The sequence below is a fragment of the Ornithinimicrobium ciconiae genome (genome assembly GCF_007197575.1).
Taxonomy (GTDB): domain Bacteria; phylum Actinomycetota; class Actinomycetes; order Actinomycetales; family Dermatophilaceae; genus Ornithinicoccus; species Ornithinicoccus ciconiae.
Window position 1 is genome coordinate 1,758,850 of sequence record NZ_CP041616.1, and the last position, 22,675, is coordinate 1,781,524.

General features: G+C 70.4%; 18 protein-coding genes. 15 read left to right on the forward strand and 3 right to left on the reverse strand.

The genetic code is table 11. The features are described 5' to 3' along the window. Nucleotides 1-15 precede the first annotated feature (15 nt). The 4 genes from FNH13_RS08025 (at nt 16) to FNH13_RS19275 (ending at nt 4,144) form a co-directional block, all read left to right on the forward strand. Nucleotides 16-366, forward strand: a complete 351-nt coding sequence (locus tag FNH13_RS08025) for an ArsR/SmtB family transcription factor (RefSeq protein ID WP_228266651.1) — start codon at nt 16-18, stop codon at nt 364-366. A 308-nt stretch (nt 367-674) separates the two neighbouring features. Continuing rightward, nucleotides 675-2,264 (forward strand): M20/M25/M40 family metallo-hydrolase, encoded by a 1,590-nt coding sequence (locus tag FNH13_RS08030; RefSeq protein WP_143782974.1) that lies wholly within the window; start codon nt 675-677, stop codon nt 2,262-2,264. A 220-nt stretch (nt 2,265-2,484) separates the two neighbouring features. Next, nucleotides 2,485-3,447, forward strand: a complete 963-nt coding sequence (locus FNH13_RS19270; protein WP_202878903.1) for a transposase — start codon at nt 2,485-2,487, stop codon at nt 3,445-3,447. Beyond that, a complete protein-coding gene (locus FNH13_RS19275; protein WP_202878904.1) occupies nt 3,353-4,144 on the forward strand; it encodes a transposase in 792 nt (263 codons plus the stop codon). The genes FNH13_RS19270 and FNH13_RS19275 overlap by 95 nt, the downstream gene beginning before the upstream one ends. Before the next feature lie 234 nt (nt 4,145-4,378). Here the strand turns inward: FNH13_RS19275 and FNH13_RS08040 are convergent, their stop codons facing one another. Genes FNH13_RS08040 through FNH13_RS08050 form a run of 3 tightly spaced genes read right to left on the reverse strand, consistent with a single transcriptional unit; the run spans nt 4,379 to nt 8,936 of the window. After that, nucleotides 4,379-6,697 carry a transglutaminase family protein gene (locus FNH13_RS08040; protein ID WP_143782975.1) on the reverse strand — a complete coding sequence of 773 codons (2,319 nt, stop codon included), beginning with the start codon at nt 6,695-6,697 and terminating at the stop codon, nt 4,379-4,381. Continuing rightward, a complete protein-coding gene (locus tag FNH13_RS08045; RefSeq protein ID WP_143782976.1) occupies nt 6,694-7,938 on the reverse strand; it encodes a DUF58 domain-containing protein in 1,245 nt (414 codons plus the stop codon). Before FNH13_RS08045 ends, FNH13_RS08040 begins: the two co-directional genes overlap by 4 nt. A gap of 23 nt (nt 7,939-7,961) precedes the next feature. Further along, nucleotides 7,962-8,936: an AAA family ATPase gene (locus tag FNH13_RS08050; protein WP_143782977.1), complete on the reverse strand. Its 975-nt coding sequence runs from the start codon at nt 8,934-8,936 to the stop codon at nt 7,962-7,964. Nucleotides 8,937-9,291: 355 nt separating this feature from the next. Between FNH13_RS08050 and mraZ the strand changes: the two genes are divergently transcribed. From mraZ to FNH13_RS08105, 11 genes are all read left to right on the forward strand, one after another. Then, on the forward strand, nt 9,292-9,720 hold the full coding sequence (mraZ, locus tag FNH13_RS08055; protein WP_143785014.1) for a division/cell wall cluster transcriptional repressor MraZ: 429 nt from the start codon (nt 9,292-9,294) through the stop codon (nt 9,718-9,720). Between the two features lie 451 nt (nt 9,721-10,171). Next, nucleotides 10,172-11,254 (forward strand): 16S rRNA (cytosine(1402)-N(4))-methyltransferase RsmH, encoded by a 1,083-nt coding sequence (gene rsmH, locus FNH13_RS08060; RefSeq protein WP_143785015.1) that lies wholly within the window; start codon nt 10,172-10,174, stop codon nt 11,252-11,254. Next, the gene (locus FNH13_RS08065) at nt 11,251-11,736 is read left to right on the forward strand and encodes a hypothetical protein (RefSeq protein ID WP_143782978.1); all 486 of its coding nucleotides are present in this window, start codon (nt 11,251-11,253) and stop codon (nt 11,734-11,736) included. The genes rsmH and FNH13_RS08065 overlap by 4 nt, the downstream gene beginning before the upstream one ends. A gap of 5 nt (nt 11,737-11,741) precedes the next feature. Then, nucleotides 11,742-13,646, forward strand: coding sequence for a peptidoglycan D,D-transpeptidase FtsI family protein (locus FNH13_RS08070; RefSeq protein ID WP_143782979.1), 1,905 nt, complete (start codon nt 11,742-11,744; stop codon nt 13,644-13,646). Then, a complete protein-coding gene (locus FNH13_RS08075; RefSeq protein ID WP_143782980.1) occupies nt 13,643-15,040 on the forward strand; it encodes a UDP-N-acetylmuramoyl-tripeptide--D-alanyl-D-alanine ligase in 1,398 nt (465 codons plus the stop codon). The genes FNH13_RS08070 and FNH13_RS08075 overlap by 4 nt, the downstream gene beginning before the upstream one ends. Next, entirely contained in the window at nt 15,040-16,155 is a 1,116-nt protein-coding gene (gene mraY / locus FNH13_RS08080) for a phospho-N-acetylmuramoyl-pentapeptide-transferase (protein ID WP_143782981.1), read from the forward strand. Before FNH13_RS08075 ends, mraY begins: the two co-directional genes overlap by 1 nt. Next, nucleotides 16,152-17,675, forward strand: a complete 1,524-nt coding sequence (murD, locus tag FNH13_RS08085; protein WP_228266652.1) for a UDP-N-acetylmuramoyl-L-alanine--D-glutamate ligase — start codon at nt 16,152-16,154, stop codon at nt 17,673-17,675. Before mraY ends, murD begins: the two co-directional genes overlap by 4 nt. Beyond that, a complete protein-coding gene (gene ftsW, locus FNH13_RS08090) occupies nt 17,672-18,925 on the forward strand; it encodes a putative lipid II flippase FtsW (RefSeq protein ID WP_143782983.1) in 1,254 nt (417 codons plus the stop codon). Before murD ends, ftsW begins: the two co-directional genes overlap by 4 nt. A gap of 15 nt (nt 18,926-18,940) precedes the next feature. After that, nucleotides 18,941-20,131 (forward strand): undecaprenyldiphospho-muramoylpentapeptide beta-N-acetylglucosaminyltransferase, encoded by a 1,191-nt coding sequence (gene murG / locus FNH13_RS08095; protein WP_143782984.1) that lies wholly within the window; start codon nt 18,941-18,943, stop codon nt 20,129-20,131. After that, nucleotides 20,128-21,726: a UDP-N-acetylmuramate--L-alanine ligase gene (locus tag FNH13_RS08100; protein ID WP_143782985.1), complete on the forward strand. Its 1,599-nt coding sequence runs from the start codon at nt 20,128-20,130 to the stop codon at nt 21,724-21,726. The genes murG and FNH13_RS08100 overlap by 4 nt, the downstream gene beginning before the upstream one ends. Beyond that, nucleotides 21,723-22,646 carry a cell division protein FtsQ/DivIB gene (locus FNH13_RS08105; protein ID WP_143782986.1) on the forward strand — a complete coding sequence of 308 codons (924 nt, stop codon included), beginning with the start codon at nt 21,723-21,725 and terminating at the stop codon, nt 22,644-22,646. The genes FNH13_RS08100 and FNH13_RS08105 overlap by 4 nt, the downstream gene beginning before the upstream one ends. Nucleotides 22,647-22,675: the final 29 nt, after the last annotated feature.

The following is a 22,675-nucleotide window of genomic DNA, read 5'->3' on the forward strand; positions in this document are numbered from 1 at the left end:
TGTCAATATAGAGAGGTGCCGACGACATCTGACCTCGCCACCGGCCTGACCGCAGCCGCTGCCTGTGCTGCTGGCTGCGCCCCGGCCGAGGGACTGCCCACGGCACAGGCCGAACAGTTGGCCACCCTGCTCAAGGCACTTGCCGACCCCGTTCGCCTCCGGCTCTACACACGGATCGCAGCCACTACGGGGGAAACCTGCGTGTGCGACCTGGGCGACTTCGGGGTCTCCCAGCCGACCGTCTCCCACCACCTGCGCAAACTCCGCGAGGCTGGGCTCATCGACAGCGAACGCCGCGGGACCTGGGTCTACTACAGCGTCGTCCCCAGGGCTCTAGCACCCCTCACGCCACTGCTGAACGGCTAGCCCGTACCCGCTGCGGCTCGATCACCGCGGAGGACGCACCCATAACTGCTCCTATGGAACACCCGGTGCTGGGGCACTTTGTCGAACGACGGCAGGCGGCCCCTGGCGGCGAACAACAGCCATGAAGCCGACATAGCCGACTCTGCCAGCGAACTGACTTGCCAAGTGCAGAGAAGCGTGCGCACTGCTCGCAAAGTGGCTATGGTGACCTTCGTCACACCGTGGGTCTCGGGGATTTCCACGGTGCTCGGGACATCAATGGTCTGCGCAGCCCCGCCCAGACCACGTGACGAGACAAGGAAGTCTTCATGAGTTCATCGACGCGTGCCCGGCGCATCCTGGGCACCGCAGCAGCCGGAGCCCTCATCGGCTCCACCTTCATGGCACTGCCCTCGGGTGCCGCCCCCTCGCAGAATGGTTGTGACAACCGGACCAACAACACCTACGACAAGCTCTTGGAGTGCGTGCGCCTCGATGGCGTCATGGAGCACCTGGAGGAGTTCCAGGCGATCGCGGAGGCCAATGGTGGCAACCGTGCGGACCAGACGCCCGGCTATCAGGCCAGCGTCGACTATGTCGTGGAGGTGCTTGAGGGAGCCGGCTGGTCCGCCGAGGTTGTCCCGTTCGAGTATTCCGTCCGGACCACCCGCGGGGTGCAGCAGCTGACCCCGACCCAGGCGACCCACAGCACCGGCAGCATCACGATGAGTGGTGGGGGTCAGGTCACCGGCGCCGTCATCCCCGTAGACCTCTGGCTGGACGACCGGGTGAACAGCACCAGCGGGTGCGAGGAGTCCGACTTCGCCGGGCTGGATTTCAGCGGACCGGCGGACATCGCCCTCATCCAGCGCGGCAGCTGCACCTTCGAGATCAAGGCCAGCAATGCCGAGGCGGCCGGTGCAGAGGCGGTGATCCTGATGAACACGGGCACTCCTGGCAACACCGGAGTGCTGGCCAATGTGACGCTCAACAGGCAATTCGACATGCCGGTCGTCGGGGTCTCGTTCGCCGCGGGACAGGCGTTGTCCGCACCCGGGTCCACCGCCACGATGTTCGTCGAGCACGAGTACGCCACCTCCTACAACGTCATCGGTGAGCTCGCGGGCAAGACAGGCGGCAATGTCGTCATGGCTGGTGCCCACCTCGACTCCGTCCGAGCCGGCTCCGGGATCAACGACAACGGCACCGGATCGGCCGCGCTGCTGGAGATCGCGCAGCAGATGACCAAGTCCCGCCCGCACAACACGGTGCGCTTCGCCTGGTGGGGAGCCGAGGAGCTCGGGCTCCTCGGGTCGACCCAGTGGGTCGCTCAGCGCACCCAGGCCGAGTTGGACGAGATCGCCCTCTATCTCAACTTCGACATGATCGGCTCACCGAACTACTTCTTCGGTGTCTATGACGCCAACGAGTCAAGCTATGCGGCGCCGGTAGAGGTCCCGGCCGGGTCGGAGCACATCGAGTCCACCTTCGAGTCGTTCTACACCCTCAAGGGCGAGCCCTACGACGACACGGAGTTCAGCGGACGCAGCGACTACCAGGCCTTCATCAACAACGGCATCCCCTCCGGCGGCCTGTTCACCGGCGCGGAGGTCCGCAAGAACGCGGCCCAGCAGGAGATCTGGGGTGGCACCGCCGGTGCCTCCTTCGATCCCTGCTACCACCGGGCCTGTGACGACCTGGCCAACCTCGACCTGCACGCACTGGACGTCAACTCCGACGCCGTGGCCTTCGCAGTCTTCACCTATGCCGCCTCGACCGAGGGCGTCAACGGGGTCCGGGGCGCCAAGATCCCGGGCAACTTCACGATCCCGGCGCCGGCCGGTCCCGAGCACACCTTCGCCGGACCCCTCGGCGGTGGAGAGCACGACCACGACCACGGAGATGAGGCGACTGAGTGACGGGGCGCTGACGAGCGCACAGCGTCGCTGACGAGCGCACATCATCGCTGACGAAGGGGCGGGTGGACCGTGCGGTCCACCCGCCCCACTGTGCTACGAGCTCAGGGCAGTCGTGGGGAAGGTTGAGGTCGCTCTAGGTCGCTGGTGTTTTTCGCGTGGCGGTGCCCTGGCCTGGGCGGGCGAGCCGAGATGATGGCTGCATGCGATGTGGGAGCGATCGATGACGTTGGGGCTGGCGCCTACGCAGGGTGATCTGCTGCGGTCCACGGTGACCTACTGCGAGGGTCGGGTCGGGGAGGACTCGATCTACGCGGTGCTGCACCGGGAGTGCTTCAACCTGTTTCCCGATGAGATGTTCGCGGACCTGTTCACCGATGTCGGGCGCCGGTCGGTGCCGCCGATGATCGTGGCGGTGGTGATGGTCCTGCAACGCATCGAGGGGTGCAGCGACCGTGAGGCGGTGGACCGGTTCTGCTTCGACGCCAGGTGGAAGTACGCGGCCGGTGGCCTGGACTTCGACTACCCGGGGTTCGTGCACACGGTGCTGGTGGACATGCGCGCTCGGCTGGCTCGTTCGGAGCGCCCGGACCGGATCTTCGAGGCCACCCTGGACGCGGCGAAGCAGGCGGGGCTGGTGGGGCGTAAGCGGGTCCTGGACTCCACCCCGTTGTACGACGCGGTCGCCACGATGGACACCGTGACCCTGATCCGCTCGGCGATCCGCGGGTTGCTGAAGGTCGCCGACACCGCCCTGGAAGCCCGGCTGCGGGCAGTGCTGACGCGGGAGGATGACTACGCCGGCGCGGGCAAGCCGGTATGCGACTGGGACGACAAGGCCGCCCGCACCTTGCTGGTCGATGCGCTGGCCAAAGACGCCATGGCGGCCCTGACCGTGCTCGAGGGTGACCAGCTCCTCACCGAGGCCGTGGCCAAGGCCGGGGAGCTGCTGGCCACGGTGATCGGGCAGGACCTGGAGACCGACCAGGCCGGGGTCTTCAAGATCGCCCGGCGAGTCGCCAAGGACCGGGTCATCTCCACGGTCGACCCCCAAGCCCGGCACGGGCACAAGACCTCCGCCCGCGGATTCGATGGTTACAAGGGGCACGTCGGGATCGACCATCACCACCGTCACCGCCGGGAACACCGGAGACGCCGAACCCGCCAAAGACCTGCTCGCCGCTGACCTGCCCGCCCCGCCCGATCCCCGGGAGCAGGACGAGGGCGAGCGTGCGAGCAAGAGCCAGGACAGCCAGAACCAGGACAGCCAGAACCAGGACAGCCAGAACCAGGACAGCCAGGAGCAGAACGGTGAGAGCCTGGCGGTCTACGGCGACGCCGCCTACGGCTCCGGCACCCTGATCGCCGACCTGGAGGCCGCGGGCGCGCAGGTGCTGGTCAAGGTCGCCCCGCCGACCGCTCCCGGGGGCCGGTTCGCCAAGGACCGCTTCCTCATCGACACCACCGCTGCGACGGTGACCTGCCCGGCCGGTGCCACCGCGGTGATCCGCCCGACCAAGGGCGGCGGGGGCGCCGCCCGGTTCGGGACCACCTGCGCCACCTGCCCGCTCGCCGGGCAGTGCACCAGCTCCAAGGCCGGGCGCACCATCAAGACCACCCGATATGAAGCCGAGCTCCTGCGGGCCCGGACCACCCAGAGGGACCCTGCCTGGCGCGCTGACTACCGGGCCACCAGACCCAAGGTCGAACGCAAGATCGGCCACCTCATGCGCCGCAAACACGGCGGGCGACGCGCCCGCGTCCGCGGCACCCCCAAAGTCGCCGCCGACTTCTCTCTCCTGGCCGCCGCGGCCAACCTCGCACGCCTCGCCGTCCTCGGAATCACCCGGACCCCGACCGGTTGGGCCGCCGCCACCGCCTAAGAACCCCCGGAAGGGGCACCCCGGGTCCAGTTATCGGGTCCACGACGCGCTCAAGGGCCCCAGCACGCTCACAACGGACCCCGACCGCCCCAGCCGACGGCAACCCGTCAACCGCGAGCACCAATCTTGATCGGCCCACCGACTGCCGACGGGCCAGAATCAGCCCCCACACGACCTGTTCGACACCGCCCACCTAGGGCGCCCGGTTGACCCACGAGATCGAGAAGCAGGTTCTCAGGGCAGCCAACGGCGCACGATCGAGCGGATGTAGTGCACGCCGGAGCGGGGGAAGAGCTTGGCGCTGGCCCGGATGTTCCAGGGCAGCGTGGCGGACACCGAGTCCAGCACCCGCAGCACGTCGTGGTGCATCGTGGCGTCGTCGGACTCCTCGGTCCGCTCGGTGGGGGCATAACGTGCCCGTTCCAGCGTCGCGGTCGCCCGCCCCATCGCGTCGGTGGTGGGCCGGTCCAGGCGGGCCGTGCTGGCGTAGTGCTCACCCATCTCCCGCGGACTCTTGTCCGGCGGCGGGTCGAAGCCGTAGTCCTCCAAGGAACGCTTCAGCAGCTCCCACTGGCCCTCGATCCGCTCCTGCGGGGTGTCCGCCTGGCGCAGCAGCGCCTCGCGGTGACGACGGCCCGCGATCGCCACGACCGACATGAGCAGACCGATGACCACCACCACCAGCAGCGCCCGGAGCAGGATCGGACCAGCCTCGCGCAGGCTGTCCAGCAGGCTCGACCACCAGCTCTCGTCCTCTTCCGCACCGGTGGGCTGCTGGGTCGGGACAGCGGTTGGGGTGCTGGAGTTGGTCATCGTCGGGTCGGCCTCGGGCGCGGTCGTGTCGAGCTCGGTGTAGGCCGGGGGAGGACCGGTGCGGATGCCCGGGGTCGGCTCGAAACGGGTCCACCCCATCCCATCGATCCACAGCTCGGGCCAGGTGTGGGCGTCGGCCGCGATCACCGAGTAGGAGCCATTGGCCTGCAGCTCACCGGGCAGGAAGCCGACCGCCATCCGGGCCGGAATGCCCTCATGGCGGGCGGCCATCACCATCGCGGTGGCGAACTGCACGCAATAACCCTGCCGGGTCGCCACGAAGTGGCCGATCGGGTCGCCGCTGGAGGCTGCGCCGGGGGCCAGCTCGAGGTCGTAGGAGTAGAGCCCGCTGCGGAAGTGCTGCTGCAGCAGCGAGGCGACCTCGAGGTCGTTGGTGGCATCCCCGACGACCTGCTCGGCCAGTGCCGCGACGGCCTGCTCGCCGGTCTCGTCGACCTCCAGATAACCCGCCCAGTCCGCGGGATCCGCCTCGGCCGCACCGACGTCCTCGGGGATGCCACCGCGCGGCGCCAACTGCAGGAACTGGGCCTGATAGGTCTGTGCAGGGTCCTCCAGGCGCACCGAGTCGGTCGCCTCGTCCCAGCGCAGCGTCGAGTTGTCGGTCCGCACCTCCAGGACGGGGGCCGGGGTCGCCAGGTGCGGGGGGCGCAGCCCGTTGCTCAGGACGGAGATCTCACCGGGCTCGACGGGCACGTCCTCGCGCAGCGCCTGCGGCTGGCCGGCGCCGGGGGTGAGCACCGGACCCTGGGGCGGGCCGGGGTCATAGTCCGGCGGCTGCCAGCGCTCGCCGTCGAACACATTCGAGGCGGTCACCCGCAACGGCTGCAGGGGTCGACTGGAGCTGCGGAATCGCAGGACCGGCTCCTGGGACTGGTTGTGCAGGTCGGCGGTGACATCCATCGTCTCGGTGAAGCTGACCTGCCCGCTGTCGCCGCCGACGCTGCGCCCGTCGGGGTCGCGGGCCAGTCCGTCGGCAAAGAAGGTTGGTGGCAGGTGCGGCACGAGGGAGGCGATCACCAGCGCGCCGAGCACGGTGACCACGGCGAGGACCCGGGCGACGGTGCGGTGCCCGGAGGGGCCGTGGGAGACGTCATGGGAGCCGACGCTCTCGCGCCGGTCGGCCGAGCTCCACCCGGAGACCAGCCGGTTGCCCTGGGCCGCGACCATGAGCAGCCAGGCGAGCGCGGCTGCGGCGAAGAACCACGGCTGCATCGCCTTGCCGCTGTTGGAGACCGACACCAGGAAGGCGGCGGCCAGGGGGATGCCCGCCGTGGCCGGCGCCCGGCCGGTGACGCCGATCGCGTCGACGGACACGGCGGTCAGGGCCAGCACGGACACGATGAGGAACTCGACGCCCTCGTTGGTGGGGGCGGGTGCGGCAAACGTCTGCAGGGTGCGTCCCGCCTCCTGCAGCAGACGGGTCGCCTGCTCCAGCGTGTCCGAGCCCGGCACCACCGACCACAGCAGGGTCTCGCTCAGATAACGCCAGGTCAGGGTGACCAGCACCGCCAGTGCCTGTCCGATCACGATCAGCGTGGGATCCAGGTCCAGGCAGCGCAGCAGGCACCCGACCAGGGCCACGAGCAGCACCAACAGGATCGCGGGGCCAACCCAGGTGGCCTCGCGCAGCAGCCCGGTCAGCGGCCAGGCGACGGCCAGCGTCGCCAGCGCCGCCAGCCCGGCCTCCGGCCACAGTCCGCGCTCGAGGTTGAACCTCATGTCAGCGACCCCACCCTGCGGCTGGCGCGCAGCGTCTGCCAGGCACCGGGGACCGAGTCCGAGGGCCCCACCAGGACTGTCTGCCAGCCGGACTGCGTCAGCACCTGCGTATGTCGGATCGCGGCGGCGCCCTTCGTCTCACCCGAGCCGGGCGAGGCAAAGGCGTCGGGGTCCAGCACCATGGCCATCGCCGCAGAGCCGGGCTCGCGCACGGCAGCTAGGTTGGCGAGCTCGTCCTTGTCGTGCGCGACGACGACCGAGATGAGCAGCACACCGCCGGAGGTGAAGGAGTGCGCGGCCGCCGCCAGCGGCTGCAGGCTGGTGTCCTGGTCGGGGTGCGCGCGGGCCAGGGTGGCCAGCGCCTCGGGGAGAGCGATCTGCACCCCAGCCGACCCGTCCTCGACGGTGCGGTGGGTGAGCAGGTGGATGACGAACCCGTCCTTGACCAGGTGCCGTGCGAGCGAGGCGATCGCGCTGACCGCCCACTCGAAGGAGGGGCGGTAGCCACTGCCGGGGTGCGCACCGGCGCGGCAGTCCAGCAGCAGCACCGCGCGGCGGCGCGCGGGACGGTCCTCCTGGCGCACCATGATCTCGCCCCGATGGGCGGTGGCGGGCCAGTGGACCCGGCGCAGCTCGTCGCCGTCGCGATACTGGCGGATGGAGACGTCGTCCTCGCCGTGCAGCGACACCATCTGGGGCAGCTCGCCCTCGGTGCCCCGGCCCTGCCCGGCGACCCGCCGGTCGCCCAGGTCCCAGACATAGGGCAGCACCAGCAGCTCGACGGTCGCCGGCAGCTGCAGGGCCACGTGGGTCAGGCCGAACGGGTCGCGGCGGCGCAGCGTGATCGGACCGACGTTGAACGCCCCACGGTGCCGGCTGCGCACGGTGTAGCGCAGGCGTCGTCCCTCCCCGGGCACCATGCGGGGGAGCAGGAAGCGCGGCCGGTCACCGAGGCTGTAGTCGAACTGCTCCTCCGCCAGGAACATCGGGGTGGGGCGCCGGCCCACATTGGTGAAGGCCACCTCGACGGCGCCCTGCTGGTCGGGCTGCAGGCGGGCGGGGGTGACGACCCGTTGCACGCGCAGGCTCGGCGGGTTGGGGCGCACCAGCAGCAGGGCCAGCAGGGGCAGAATCACCAGCAGCAGACCGACCCTGGTCACGTCCCGATAGCCCAGGACCACGCCGGCGAGTGCCACGACAGCACCCAGGCCCAGGAACATCTGGCCCCGACTCGTGAGCACCCCCGGAGCACGCACGACGCGCCTCAGCGGCGACCGGAGGGGACCGGGGTCCGCTGCAGGATGTCGGCCACCACGTCGCCGGTGCTGCGTCCGCTCAACTGGGCCTCGCCGGTGAGCATCAGACGGTGGGTCAGCACGGCCGGGGCCAGTGTCTGCACGTCCTCGGGGAGCACATGGTCACGGCCGGCGAGCGCTGCATTGGCCCGGGCCGCCGCGAGCAGGTGCAGCCCGGCGCGGGGGGAGGCACCCAGCCGCAGCGAGGAGTGGTTGCGGGACGCGGTGACCAGCGCCACGACATACTCCCGCAGGGCGGGCGCGGTGTGCAGGCGACGCACGGCGCTGATCTGGCGCTGCACGGTCGCGCCGTCGGTGACGGGCTGGAGGGCACCGAGCGGGTCGTGCTCGCCGTGGCTCTGCAGCATCGCCAGCTCGGCGGCACCGGAGGGATAACCCATCGAGATGCGCGCCATGAAGCGGTCGCGCTGGGCCTCGGGGAGGGGATAGGTGCCCTCCATCTCGATCGGGTTCTGGGTGGCCATCACCAGGAACGGGCCGGCGAGCGGATAGGTCGTGCCGTCAACGGTGACCTGACGCTCGGCCATGCACTCCAGCAGCGCGGACTGGGTCTTGGGGGAGGCGCGGTTGATCTCGTCGCCCACCACGATGTTGGCGAAGATCGCGCCCCGGCGGAACTCGAAGGAGTGGGAGTTCTGGTTGAAGACGTTGACCCCGGTGATGTCGCTGGGCAGCAGGTCGGGGGTGAACTGCACACGGCTGACGTCGCAGTCGATGGACTTGGCCAGCGCCTTGGCGAGCATCGTCTTGCCGACCCCGGGCACGTCCTCGACCAGCAGGTGGCCCTCGGCCAGGAGCACCGTGACGGCCGTGCGCACCGCCGCCTCCTTGCCCTCGATGACGGTGCTGATCGCGTGGTGGATCGCGCTCGCCACGGACTGCACGGAGTCCAGATCGGGTGCGGTGCCTGCGTTGGCGGTCATGGAGAAGATCCTGCCTCAAGTCGACGTCATTCCACGGGTTCTCTGCAGAACCCTACGTGCCGAGGCGGCTCGGACGATGGTTCGGCTGCAGAGCAGACGTGCGTGGGGCGGAAATGGTGGCGTCTCTCCGCTATGTCGACCGAGGAGCGCGGTGGGGGAGGCAACACGGTGCGTCCGGTCGGGAAGGGGAGAATTCCCCCCCACTTTCCCCCCACCCCCAGTGACCTGGGAAAACGTGTGTCTAGGATCACAAATCGCCCTCGTTTTGCGTTGACAGTGGAGCAAAGTGGAGTACTGTGGGGCACATTGGATGGCCAGGGAGTAGCCAGGTGCATGGGAAGGGGTGGTCACGGTGTTGTTGCTCGGCACCTACTCGCCCCGCCTGGACGACAAGGGCCGGATGTTTCTGCCGGCCAAGTTCCGGGACAAGCTCGCCGGGGGACTGGTCATGACGCGGGGGCAGGAGAGGTGCCTCTACGTCTATCCGATGGCTGAGTTCGAGAAGGTCGCCGAGCAGTGGCAGAACGGCCCGACGACCAACGCCGGGGTGCGCGCCTACCAGCGGCTTCTCCTCTCCGGAGCCTCCGACGAGATCCCCGACAAGCAGGGCCGGGTCACGGTGCCGGCGATCCTGCGGGAGTATGCCGGGCTCTCCCACGAGTGCACCGTCATCGGCACCGGCAACCGCATCGAGATATGGGACGCCACGGCGTGGGAGGCCTATGTGGCCGAGCACGAGGACGGCTTCGCCAACCAGAGCGAGGAGGTGGTCCCGGGGCTCTAACAGCTCCCTCCACTTCGCTCCACCCGGACACTCCACGTCGCCCCACCGGACCAACCAGCCAGACAGCACGACAGCAACACCCAGACAACAGCAGCTACCACAACAGCAGCCACCACAACAGCAGCCACCACAACAGCAGAGAAGCACCGTAGGAACCCGGCCCTGACGCCTGGTCTCCAGCCGCACCGTCCGCACCCGACTCCACTTCCCCGGAGCCGGGCGCACCACGAGCAGGACCATCCCGACTCCACTTCCCCGGAGCCGGGCAGGGCCATCTCAGGCGGGGCGGAGGGGGACCAGGTCCCAGGGCCCAAGGAAAGAACCACTCATGGCGCCACGCGGCGCTGGGACCACCAACACCCGCAGTTCACAGGCAACCACCGACCACCGACAGTCGCCCGAGGCAGCCAGCCCCACGGCATACGACACGCAGACCCGAGAGGAGGAGCAGATGACGCAACGACCGACCGCCGAGCGGCACATCCCGGTGATGCGCGAGCGCATCGTCGAGCTCCTCGCCCCCGCGCTGCAGCACGAGGGCGCGGTCTATGTCGACGGCACACTCGGGATGGGCGGCCACACGGAGGCGATCCTGGCCGCCTGCCCGGGAGCCATCGCGGTCGGCATCGACCGGGACACCGAGGCGCTGACCCTGGCGGGGGAGCGCCTCGCCGGTTTCGGTGACCGTTTCGTCCCGGTGCACGCGGTCTATGACCAGATCCCGCAGGCGCTGGCCGAGCGCGGCATCCGCGAGGCCCACGCGATCCTGTTTGACCTGGGTGTCTCCTCGCTGCAGCTGGACGAGAGCGAGCGCGGGTTCGCCTACCGGATGGACGCGCCGCTGGACATGCGGATGGATCAGTCTCAGGGGCAGACCGCGGCCGACGTGCTCAACACCTATGAGCTGCGTGATCTCGAGGTGATCCTGCGCGACTTCGGCGAGGAGCGCTTTGCGCGCAAGATCGCTCGGGCCCTGGTCGCCGAGCGTGACAAGGAGCCGTTCACTAACTCTGCCCGCCTCGTCGAGCTGCTGCAGCGGGTCGTGCCGGCGGCCTCGCAGCGCTCCGGCGGGCACCCGGCCAAGCGGACCTTCCAGGCGCTGCGCATCGAGGTCAACGCCGAGCTGTCCGTGTGGGCGGACGCGCTGCCCGCCGCGCTGGGCCTGCTGCCGGTGGGCGGGAGGATCGCGGTGCTGTCCTATCACTCGCTCGAGGACCGGATCACCAAGCGCGCGCTGGTGGCGGGGTCGACCAGCTCGGCGCCGCCGGAGCTGCCCTTTGAGCTGCCCGAGCACCGGCCGTGGCTGAAGCTGCTGACCCGCGGGGCCGAGAAGGCCGGCGAGGCCGAGACCGCGCTGAACCCGCGGGCCGCGTCGGTGCGGCTGCGCGCTGCCGAGCGGACGCGGGACACGGGGGCGGGTGCTGGCCAGGAATCTGCGAAACCCCTCCGAAAAGGCGGGGCGGACCGACGAAACCCCTCTGAAATTGCGGGAAACACCGACGAAACCACGACAAAAATGGGGGAGAACCCGTGAGCCAGATGACCCTCGCCAGGACCGCGCCGAAGGTGGCCCCGCGCGCCCGTGCGGCGCTGCGGGTGGTCGACGCCACCCCCAAGACCCAGAGCCACACCGGCTTCGTGCTGCTCTGCATGGCCCTGGTCGTGCTCGGGTTGCTCAGCGCGCTGCTGCTCAACACCGCCCGTGCGGAGAGCTCGTTCACGCTCGCCGACCTGCGCAAGGAGCAGACCCTGCTGCACGACACCCGGGTCACCCTGGAGGCTGAGCTGAGCGCCAAGCGGTCCCCGGAGACGCTGGCCGTCGAGGCCGAGCGCCTCGGTCTGGTCCCCTCGCCGTCGACGGCCGTGCTGCGGCTGTCCGACAACACGGTTCTCGGCGTGGCGGCGTCGGTGGACGCCCAGGACAGCTTTACCGTGGTCACACCGTTCGTGACCAAGGCCGACCCCGAGGTCAAGCGCATCGAACGGAGCATCGAGGGAGCAGTCCAGGGAGGTTGAGCAGCATGGCCACTCGCCGACCCAACGACCGTCGACCCAACGACCGTCGACCCCTGACCCCCCGAGGCACCCGAGGCGTGGTGCACCCGCAGCGCCGGATGCGCATCATGCTGTTCGGCATCCTGGTCGTCTTCAGCCTCTTCGCCGCCCAGCTGGTCAAGCTGCAGGGACTGGAGGCCGAGAGCGTCTCGGCCGCCGCGATCGACCGGCGCCTGCACGAGGTCACCATCCCCGCCTCCCGCGGCACCATCTATGACGCCAAGGGCGTGGCGCTGGCCGAGTCGGTCGAGCGGCGCGACATCGTCGCCGACCCCACCGCCGTGGTGACGTACACCAAGCGCATCGACGGCGAGCGCACCGAGGTCGGCTATGCGGGGGCCGCCGAGGAGATCGCCGAGGTCACCGGCGCCAGCGCCGAGGAGCTCGAGCAGATCCTGACGGACAAGCACGGTGCCCGCTGGACCCCGCTGGTCAAGGACGTCTCGCCGCTGACCTGGCAGAAGGTCCAGGCGCTGGGCATCCCCGGCATCTACTCCGAGCCGTTCAACAAGCGCACCTACCCCCTCGGCTCCTCCCTGGCCCCGCTGGTCGGCTGGGTGGGCTCCAGCGGGCTGCCCGCCAACGGCATCGAGCTGATGTTTGACGAGCGGCTCAACGGCAAGCCCGGCACCATGACCTACGAGCTCGGGGGCCGCGGCGAGATCATCACCACCGGCACCAGCAGCGAGGTCCCGGCCGTGCCGGGCGAGGACGTCCACCTCACGATCGACAGCGATCTGCAGTTCGTGGCCTACAACGCGGTCGCCACCGAGGTGCGCCGCAACGGCTCGCTGTCCGGATCGGCCATGGTCCTGGACGCCAACACCTGCGAGATCCTCGCCGCCGCGACCTACCCAGCCTTCGACCCCGCGGAGGCGCAGCAGACCTCCGAGAGCCTGCGCAACCCGCTCTTCGAGGATGTCTACGAGCCGGGCTCGACGTCCAAGGTGATCACCGCTGCCGCGGCGCTGGAGGAGGAGATCGTCGACGTCGAGACCCCGTTCGTGGTCCCCGACCGGCTGCCCCGCGGCGGCACCCGCTTCAAGGACTCCCACGACCCGGACACCCCCTACCTCACCTTCGCCGGGATCCTCGCCACCTCCTCCAACATGGGCACGATCATGTATGCCGAGCACCTCCCGGACGAGGTCTTCTACCAGTACATGCGCGACTTCGGCATGGGCAACGCCGCGACGTTGGGCTTCCCCGGCCAGTCCGCCGGCTCGGTCCCCAAGGTCGAGGACTGGAGCGTGACCAGCAAGTACACGATGTACTTCGGGCAGGGCCTGGCCAGCACGATGATCCAGCAGATCGGCGTCTTCCAGACCGTCGCCAGCGGCGGCGTGCACTGCGACCCCAAGATCATCAAGGGCACCACCGAGGAGGGCGGACGCTATGTCGCGGAGGGCTCCGCCGACAGCGACCGGGTGATCTCCGAGGAGACTGCCGCCGAGCTGACCTCGATCATGGAGTACGTCCCCAGCGAGGAGGGCACTGCCCGCAAGGCCGCCGTCGAGGGTTACCGGGTGGCGGGCAAGACCTCCACCGCGGACCGCTATGACCAGGACAAGGGCCGCTACTCCGGGGTGACCTCAGGATTCATCGGCTTCGCGCCGGCGGACGACCCCGAGCTCGTGGTCGCCGTCGTCATGCAGCGACCGACGCAGGGCAAGTGGGGCGGCGAGTTGGCCGGCCCCGTCTTCTCCGAGATCATGCGCTACGGCCTGACCTCACGGGGCGTGCAGCCCAGCACGACCGAGTCCCCGGACGTCAAGCTGGACTATGATCCCGACGCTCCGGCACCCAGGGATGTCGGTCCTGGTGCCACACTGGGCGACATTGCTATCCGAGACGAAGGGACGCCTCAGTGATCGAGTTGTCACTCGGCGAGATCGCCGAGGCAACGCACGGGCAGGTGCACCCACCGCAGGCCGCCGACACCCGCATCACCGCCACCGTCGTGACCGACTCTCGCGAGGCGCAGGCCGGGAGCCTGTATGTCGCACGCCGCGGTGAGCACGCCGACGGTCACGCCTACGTCGCGGCGGCTGCCGCCAACGGTGCCGTCGCCGCGCTCACCGAACGGGTCGTGGACGGGCTGCCGTGCGTCGTGGTCACCGACACCACCGACGGCTTCGCGGCACTGGGCCGCGAGGTCGTCGACCGCTGCACGGCCGCCGGGGGACTGCAGATCGTGGGCATCACCGGCTCCTCGGGCAAGACCTCCACCAAGGACCTCGCCGCGCAGGTCATCGCCCACCTGGGGGAGACGATCGCCCCGATCGCGTCCTACAACTCCGAGGTCGGGGTGCCGCTGACCGTGTGCCGGCTGACCGAGAGCACGCAGTATCTGGTTGCTGAGATGGGCGCCTCCGGCGTCGGTCACATCGAGTTCCTCACCGCGGTGGCCCCGCCGCGCATCGGCGTGGTCCTCAACGTCGGCACCGCCCACCTGGGTGAGTTCGGCAGCCGCGAGGCGATCGCCCACACCAAGGCCGAGCTGATCCGGGCGCTGCCCGCCGACGGCCTGGCCGTCCTCAACGCCGACGACCCGGTGGTCGTGGCGATGGCCGAGCAGAGCTCCGCGCGCGTCCAGACCGTCGGGCTGAGCCCGGACGCCGACGTGCGCGCCGACGACGTCGAGATCAACGTGCGCGGACAGGCCAGCTTCACCCTGGTGGTCCCGGGGGAGCGGCCGGTGCCCGTCGCGCTGCGACTGCACGGCCCGCACCACGTCGGCAACGCCCTGGCCGTCGCCGCGGTCGCCCACGAGCTGGGCCTGTCCGTCGAGGAAATCGCCGCCGCCCTGGGCGAGGCCGGTGCGGTCAGCCGGTGGCGGATGGAGGTCCACGAGCGGGCCGACGGCGTGACGATCGTCAACGACGCCTACAACGCCAATCCGGACTCGATGCGGGCCGCCCTGCGCTCCCTGGCGGTGATGCGCGGAGCCGGTCGGACCGTCGCCGTCATCGGGGCGATGCGCGAGCTGGGGGAGGACTCCGAGCGTGAGCACCGTGCCGTCGGTGAGCTCGCGGCCAGCCTGGGCATCGACCGGGTCGTGGCCATCGGACCGGATGCCGCCGCGGTGGCGACCGGCTTCGAGGCGGCGGGTGGCCGGCATACGCACACCTGCGCCGACACCGACGAGGCCCGCGAGCTGCTCGAGTCCATCCTCGAGTCCGGCGACATCGCCCTGCTGAAGTCCAGCCGCGACTCCGGGCTGCGCTTCCTCGGCGACGCGCTGGTCGGGGAGGACCCTGCCTGATGGTCACCCTCGTCCTGGCCGCCGGCATCGCCATGATCGTGGCCCTGGTCGGCACGCCGCTGTTCATCAGGTTCCTGGTGCGCCGGCAGTATGGCCAGTTCATCCGCGACGACGGCCCGACCAGCCACCACACCAAGCGTGGCACGCCCACGATGGGTGGTGCGGTGATCATCGGTGCAGCGCTGATTGGCTACTTCGGGGCGCACCTGCTGCTGCAGCTGATCTCGGCGGCCGGGCTGATGGACTTCGGCGGCAACACGATGAGCATCAGCGGACTGCTCGTGCTCTTCCTGATGACCGGGATGGGCCTGGTCGGCTTCGCCGACGACTTCACCAAGATCTCCAAGGAGCGCAGCCTGGGGTTGCGCTCCCACGAGAAGCTCATCGGGCAGACGGTGGTCGCCGTCGCCTTCGCGGTGATGGCCCTGCAGTTCCCCGGCGACGCCTTCCGCACCCCGGCCAGCACCGCCGTCAGCTTCGTGCGCGACCTGCCCCTGGACTTCGCGGTCTTCGGCACGGTCGGCGCCCTGATCGCGTTCGTCATCTGGGCCAACATCATGATCGCCGGGGCCTCCAACGGGGTGAACCTGGTCGACGGGCTCGACGGGTTGGCCACCGGTGCCTCGGTGATGGCCTTCGGCGGCTATGTCCTGATCGGCATCTGGCAGTTCAACCAGAACTGTCAGGTCATCCCGGGTCCGAACTGTTATGACGTGCGCGACGCCCACGATCTGGCCGTCGTCGCCGCCTGCATCGCCGGCGCCTGCTTCGGCTTCCTGTGGTGGAACGCCTCGCCGGCCAAGATCTTCATGGGCGACACCGGCTCGCTGGCCCTGGGCGGCGCCCTCGCCGGCCTGGCGATCACCACCCACACCCAGCTGCTGATGATCTTCCTCGGCGGGCTGTTTGTGATCGTCACGATGTCGGTGATCATCCAGGTGGCCTCGTTCAAGATGACCGGCAAACGCGTCTTCCGGATGGCGCCGCTGCATCACCACTTCGAGCTGCTGGGGTGGCACGAGGTGACCATCGTGGTCCGCTTCTGGATCATCCAGGGCCTGTGCGTGGCCGCCGGCCTGGGCATCTTCTATGCAGAGTGGGTGGTCTCGCTGTGACGAGTCAGAGCGACGCAGGCGGGGGCCGGCTCGCCTCCCTCACCCACCGGGACGCCGACTGGTCCGGGCTGCGGGTCGTGGTGACCGGCCTGGGCATCAGCGGTTTCGCCGCGGCCGACGCGCTGCTCGAGCGCGGGGCCCGGGTCATCGTAGTCGACGCCGGCAATGGCACCACCGAGCAGTCGGAGCGGGCCCGCATCCTGGACATCCTGGACGCCGACGTGCGCCTTGGCCCCGAGCACGTCACCGACCTTCCGACGTATGCCGACGGGCCAGTTGACCTGGTCGTCACCTCGCCCGGCTGGCGCCCCGACCACCCGGTGCTGACCGAGGCCGGGCGGGACGGCATACCGATCTGGGGGGAGGTGGAGCTGGCCTGGCGGATGCGACCGGCCACCGGCGCCGCCCCGTGGCTGACGGTGACCGGCACCAACGGCAAGACCACCACCGTGCAGATGCTGGAGGCGATCCTGCGCGCCGACGGGCTGCGCGCCCTGGCCGTCGGCAATGTCGGCACCCCGATCATCGAGGCACTGCTCGACCCTGAGCCCTATGACGTGCTGGCCGTGGAGCTGTCCAGCTTTCAGCTGCACTGGTCGGAGTCGATCTCGGCGATGGCCTCCTGCGTGCTCAACGTGGCACCGGACCACCTGGACTGGCACGGCGGCGAGGGGGCCTATGCCGCGGCCAAGGCCAAGATCTATGAGCACACCCAGGTGGCCTGCGTCTACAACGTGGAGGACCCGGCGACCGAGGCGATGGTCGAGGAGGCCGACGTCATCGAGGGCTGCCGGGCGATCGGGTTTACCCTGGGCACCCCCAACCTGTCGATGCTCGGTGTGGTCGATGACGTGCTGGCCGACCGGGCCTTCGTCGCCGAGCGCACGAGCTCGGCGGCCGAGCTGGCCACCCTGCGCGACCTGACCGGTGGGGACGAGAGCCTGGCCCCGCCGCCACACCTGGTCGCCGACGCCCTCGCCGCGGCCGCCCTGGCCCGGGCCTATGGCGTGACCTCGGCCGCCGTCCAGCGCGGGCTGCGCGAGTTTCGTCCCGCCGAGCACCGGATCACCGAGCTGGAGCCGGTGGACGGGGTGCGCTTCGTCAACGACTCGAAGGCGACCAACCCACACGCCGCCGCGGCCTCGCTGAGCGCCTATGCGCACATCGTGTGGATCGCCGGTGGTCAGCTCAAGGGTGCCGACGTCGATGCCCTCGTGGCCGGGGCGGCCGGGCGGCTGCGCGGTGCCGTGCTGTTGGGCCAGGACCGGGCGCTGATCGCGGCCGCGCTGGCCCGACACGCGCCCGACGTCCCCGTCGTGGAGGTGCCCAGCGGAGACACTACAGATGTGACTGCTGTGATGGATGAGGCGCTTGAGGCTGCCGTGACCATGGCCGCGCCGGGTGACGTGGTGCTGCTGGCGCCGGCGGCCGCCTCCCTGGACATGTTCGTCAACTACGGGGCCCGGGGTGACGCCTTCACCGAAGCGGTGCAGCGGAGGTCGACCGGGGACCGGTCATGACCACCTGGCCCATCCGCCGGGAGGAGCAGGGGCAGGAATCGGCGCTCGCCGAGTTCGGCGCGCGGCTGCGCTCACCCGTGGCGCCCTACTATCTGATCCTCGGTGCGACCGGGCTGCTGGTCGCGATCGGCCTGGTCATGGTCCTGTCGGCCAGCAGCGTCAGCTCCTTCCAGCAGGACGGCAGCTCCTACAAGGTCTTCCTCCAGCAGGCCATGTTTGCCGGGGCCGGCGTCGTGCTCCTGCTGATCGCCAGCCGCATCCCGGTGCGCGTCTGGAAGTGGCTCGCCCCCTGGGGCATGCTCGCCGCGATCGGCCTGCAGTCCCTGGTCTTCACCCCGCTCGGCGTGCCCTTCCAGGGCAACCGCAACTGGATCGCCATCGCCGGCATGTCCGTGCAGCCGTCGGAGTTCGGCAAGGTCGCACTGGTCGTCTTCGGCGCCACCATCCTGGCCAAGAAGCGCAAGGTGCTCGGCCGGATCAGCCACGTGCTGATCCCGTTCGTGATCCCCGCCGCGGGCACCCTGATCGCCCTCGTCCTGCTCGGCAACGACCTGGGCACGGTGCTGATCCTGGTCGCCATCACCGGCGGCATGCTCTTTGGTGCCGGCGTGCAGGCCCGCTGGTTCGTCGGCGTCGCGGCTCTGGCCGGAGTCGGCGCGGCCTATCTGGCCGCGGGCAGCGCCAACCGGATGGAGCGCATCCAGGCTTGGATCGGTGACATCTGCGTCAACCCCGACGTCAAGGGCTGCTTCCAGAAGGTGCACGCGGAGTATGCGCTGGCCGACGGTGGCTGGTGGGGCCTGGGCCTGGGCGGCAGCCGCGAGAAGTGGGGCCTGCTGCCCGAGCCGCACAACGACTTCATCCTGGCGATCATCGGCGAGGAGCTCGGCCTGCCCGGCACCCTGACCGTGATGGCGCTGTTCGTGGTCATCGCCTACGCCTGCTACCGCATCGTGGTGACCAGCACCGACTACTTCGTGCGCATCGCGGCCTGCGGCATCATGGTCTGGCTCGTCGCCCAGGCGATGCTCAACATCGGCTCGGTCATCGGCATGCTGCCGATCATCGGTGTGCCGCTGCCGCTGGTCTCCTCCGGTGGCTCGGCCCTGGTGGCGGCCCTGATCGGCGTGGGCATCCTGCTGTCGCTGGCCCGCTCCCTGCCGGGCTGCTCGGAGTCGTTGGCAGCCAAGCCCTCGATGCTGCGGCGTACCCTGGCAGTGGTGCCGGCTCCCCGGCTCCGGCGACGCTGATCGGAGCTGCTCCTCATGAACAACTCGACCGACCCTCTCTCCGAGTCCGCACAGCACCCACCCACCGCGACCGGACCAGCATCGCTGTCCGTGGTGCTCGCCGGTGGTGGCTCGGCAGGCCACGTCAACCCGTTGCTGGCCACCGCCGACGTCCTGCGGGCGCTGGTGCCGGACGTGCGGATCACGGTGCTCGGCACGGAGGAGGGCCTGGAGGCTCGCCTGGTGCCCGAGCGCGGCTATGACCTCAGGTTCCTGCCCAAGGTGCCCTTCCCGCGCCGCCCCAACGCGGCTGCGCTGAAGTTCCCCGGCTCGATGCGCGCGGCGATCACCACCGCAACCGACGTGCTCCGCGAGGTCGGTGCCGATGTGGTGGTGGGCTTCGGCGGCTACGTGGCCACCCCGGCATACCTCGCCGCACGGCGCACCAAGACCCCCCTGGTGATCCACGAGGGCAACGCCCGCCCCGGCCTGGCCAACCGACTCGGTGCGCGGTTCACCGAGCACGTGGCGACCACCTTTGCCAGCACCCCGCTGCGGGGTGCGGAGGTGATCGGGCTGCCGATGCGCGCGGAGATCACCGACCTGGACCGGGGTGCGCTGCGCGGCGAGGCCCTGGAGCACTTCGGGCTGCGCGGGGACCGCACCACCCTGCTGGTCTTTGGCGGCTCGCTCGGGGCGCAGCGGCTCAACGACAGCTTCCCGGCCGCGGCGCCGGACCTGCGGGCCGCCGGGGTGCAGGTGCTGCACCTGACCGGTGCCGGCAAGCCCGTGCACGTCGAGCCGGACGAGCAGTGCCCCTATGTCGCCCGCGACTACACCGACCGGATGGACCTGGCGTATGCCGTGGCCGAACTGGCCGTGGGCCGCGCCGGGGCCGGCACGGTCTGTGAACTGACGGCCGTCGGGGTGCCGGCGATCTATGTGCCGCTGCCGATCGGCAACGGGGAGCAGCGCCTCAACGCCCAGGATGTGGTGGCTGCGGGCGGCGGGATCCTCGTCGACGACGGCGATGTCACCCCACAGTGGGTGCGCGAGAGCGTGCTGCCGCTGCTGGCCGACCGGGACCGGCTCGCCCTGATGGCCGATGAGGCCGCGGTGATGGGCAACCGGGACGCGGCCGAGGTGCTGGCCACGATGGTGCTCGCGGCCGCTGGCCATGACGCAGGCGCCGCCGGGGGCGCGCCGACGGGGAGCCCCACGGCATGACGGCCGGGGTCAACGACCGCTTCGACTTCACCGCCCCGGTGCCACCGGTGCACCAGCTCGGAGCCGTCCACTTCATCGCGATCGGGGGCGCCGGCATGTCGGGCGTCGCCCGGCTCTTCCTGGCCGCCGGGGTGAGCGTGTCCGGCTCCGACGCCCGCGACAGCGCCACGCTGCGGGCCCTGGAGGCCGAGGGGGCGACGGTCTTCGTGGGTCAGCGCGCTGACAACCTCGGCGCCGACGTGCAGACCGTGGTGATCTCCTCGGCGATCCGGGAGACCAACCCGGAGCTGGCTGCCGCCCGGGAGCGCGGCCTGCGGGTGCTGCACCGGGCTCAGGGCATCGCCGCGCTGCTGCCGGGCCGCTCGGCTGTGGCCGTGGCTGGGGCCAACGGCAAGACGACGACCAGTGGCATGCTGACGACCGCACTGCAGCACAGTGGGGCGGATCCGGCCTACGTCCTGGGCTCGGAGCTGACCACCCCCAGCGGGCGGGGCACCAACGCGGCACCGGGCAGCGGACCGTTCGTCATCGAGGCGGACGAGAGCGACGGGTCGTTCCTGACCTATCGCCCGCAGGTGGCCGTGGTGACCAACATCAAGGCCGACCATCTCGACTTCTATGGCGACCTGGCCACGATCGAGGCCACCTTCGCCACCTTCGCCGCCACCATCCGCCCGGGCGGGCTGCTGGTGGCGGCCGCCGACGATCCGGGGGCGGTGGCACTGGCGGACAGGCACCGGGCTGCCGGGGGAGCGGTGGTGACCTTCGGGACGTCCGAGGCCGCCGACGTGCGCCTGGGCGACCTGGCGCCGGACGCGATGACCGCGACCGCGCAGCTCACCTGGCAGCGGGACGTCGGCGACGTCTCGGCCGGCACGACCCGCACCCTCACCGTGCCCATGCCGGGGGCGCACAACCTGGCCAACGCCGCGGCCGCACTGGTGGCGGCGACGGCCGGACTGGGGCAGGGCCTGGACGCCGTCCTGGCCGGCCTGGCGGTCTATCCGGGGACCCATCGCCGGTTCGAGCTGGTCGGTGAGGCCGGCGGCGTCCGGATCGTCGACGACTATGCCCACAACCCCGACAAGGTCGCTGCCGTGGTCCGCGCCGGGCGCGGGCTCGTCGACGCGAGCGACGACGCGGGCGACGACGCGGGCGACGACGCGGGCGCCACCGACTCGACCGCTCCCACCGGCATCGCTGCCGCTGTCACGGACGTCCCCGCTGCGCCCGCACGCAGGTTGGTCGTGGTCTTTCAGCCACACCTGTTCACCCGCACCCGCGACTTTGCCCGCGACTTCGCCGAGGGGCTCTCGGCCGCCGACGTCGTGGTGCTGATGGACGTCTATGCCGCCCGGGAGGACCCGCTGGAGGGCATCAGCGGTGCCACCATCGCCGACCTCGTCCGAGGTCCCGAGGTGCACTATGTCGCCGACCGGGATCAGGTGGTGGCCCACGTGGCAGACCTGGCCAGGCCGGGGGACCTGCTGCTGCTCGTCGGGGCTGGCGACATCACCGAGCTGGGCGCTCCGCTGCTGGCCCGCCTCGCTGCAGTCACCGGCGCAGACCGCGACCTCGAGGAGAGGTTGACATGAAGGAGACCGTGAAGACCGCTCCCAAGAAGTCCACCCGGGCGACCGAGCAGAAAGCCGCGAGCACCAAGACGTCCCGCTTCCGCTTCGGCTCCCGACGCTCGGGCACGGCCCATCCCAAACTACGGCAGCGAGCCGCCGAGGTGCGCCGCCGTCCCTGGCGTCTGGCCGGCGTGCTGGCGCTCATCGCCGCACTGGTGGGCGGAGTGATCTATCTGTTCGGCTTCTCCACGGTCTTTGCCGTCGAGGACGTCACCGTCACCGGTGCCAACGGGGAGATCGCCGACGGCGCCCACGACCTGGCCGCACAGCACACGGGTCGACCGATGGCACGAGTCAGCACCGAGCACCTGGAGAGCCAGGTGCTCGAGGATCTGCGCATCGCCTCAGTCGACGTGGGCCGCTCGTGGCCCTCGACCATCACCCTCGACCTGAGGTTGCGGGAGCCGGCGCTGGTCCTCAACCAGAGCGGCGTGCAGGGCCTGTACCTCGTCGACGCCGAGGGCGTCATCTATGACACGGTCGCCGAGGCCCCCGCGGAGGTGCCCGTGGCGCGAGGCCCCAAGGGCGACGTGGACCCCGAGGACCTCCGGGCGCTGCAGGCCGTGCCCGCCGCGCTGCCGGCCACGGTGGCCGACCACGCCGAGGGGCTCCGCCTGCGCGACGGTGGCCAGATCACGTTCACCGTGGGCGCCATCGAGGTCATCTGGGGCGACGGCGCCAACGCCGAGCTCAAGGGGCGCGTGCTCGAGGGACTGCTGGCGCAGGACGGCCTGGACCCCGGCTTTGACACCGGCCTGGAGAGTGGCACAGAAGACGACGAGGACGTTGTGGAGGCGGGCGAAGAGCCTCTCGTGATCGACCTGAGCACACCGTCCACGCCTGTTGTGACCGGTCTGCAGACTGCCGAACCGACCGAATGAGGGAACCCTGAGATCGTTTGACCTCAACT

What these genes read in the sequence shown, in the direction of transcription:
- FNH13_RS08030 (WP_143782974.1), top strand. Translation starts at nt 675, where the DNA reads ATGAGTTCATCGACGCGTGCCCGGCGCATCCTGGGCACCGCAGCAGCC.
- FNH13_RS19270 (WP_202878903.1), top strand. Translation starts at nt 2,485, where the DNA reads ATGACGTTGGGGCTGGCGCCTACGCAGGGTGATCTGCTGCGGTCCACG.
- FNH13_RS19275 (WP_202878904.1), top strand. Translation starts at nt 3,353, where the DNA reads ATGGTTACAAGGGGCACGTCGGGATCGACCATCACCACCGTCACCGCC.
- FNH13_RS08040 (WP_143782975.1), bottom strand. Translation starts at nt 6,697, where the DNA reads ATGAGGTTCAACCTCGAGCGCGGACTGTGGCCGGAGGCCGGGCTGGCG.
- FNH13_RS08050 (WP_143782977.1), bottom strand. Translation starts at nt 8,936, where the DNA reads ATGACCGCCAACGCAGGCACCGCACCCGATCTGGACTCCGTGCAGTCC.
- rsmH (WP_143785015.1), top strand. Translation starts at nt 10,172, where the DNA reads ATGACGCAACGACCGACCGCCGAGCGGCACATCCCGGTGATGCGCGAG.
- FNH13_RS08070 (WP_143782979.1), top strand. Translation starts at nt 11,742, where the DNA reads ATGGCCACTCGCCGACCCAACGACCGTCGACCCAACGACCGTCGACCC.
- mraY (WP_143782981.1), top strand. Translation starts at nt 15,040, where the DNA reads ATGGTCACCCTCGTCCTGGCCGCCGGCATCGCCATGATCGTGGCCCTG.
- ftsW (WP_143782983.1), top strand. Translation starts at nt 17,672, where the DNA reads ATGACCACCTGGCCCATCCGCCGGGAGGAGCAGGGGCAGGAATCGGCG.
- murG (WP_143782984.1), top strand. Translation starts at nt 18,941, where the DNA reads ATGAACAACTCGACCGACCCTCTCTCCGAGTCCGCACAGCACCCACCC.
- FNH13_RS08100 (WP_143782985.1), top strand. Translation starts at nt 20,128, where the DNA reads ATGACGGCCGGGGTCAACGACCGCTTCGACTTCACCGCCCCGGTGCCA.
- FNH13_RS08105 (WP_143782986.1), top strand. Translation starts at nt 21,723, where the DNA reads ATGAAGGAGACCGTGAAGACCGCTCCCAAGAAGTCCACCCGGGCGACC.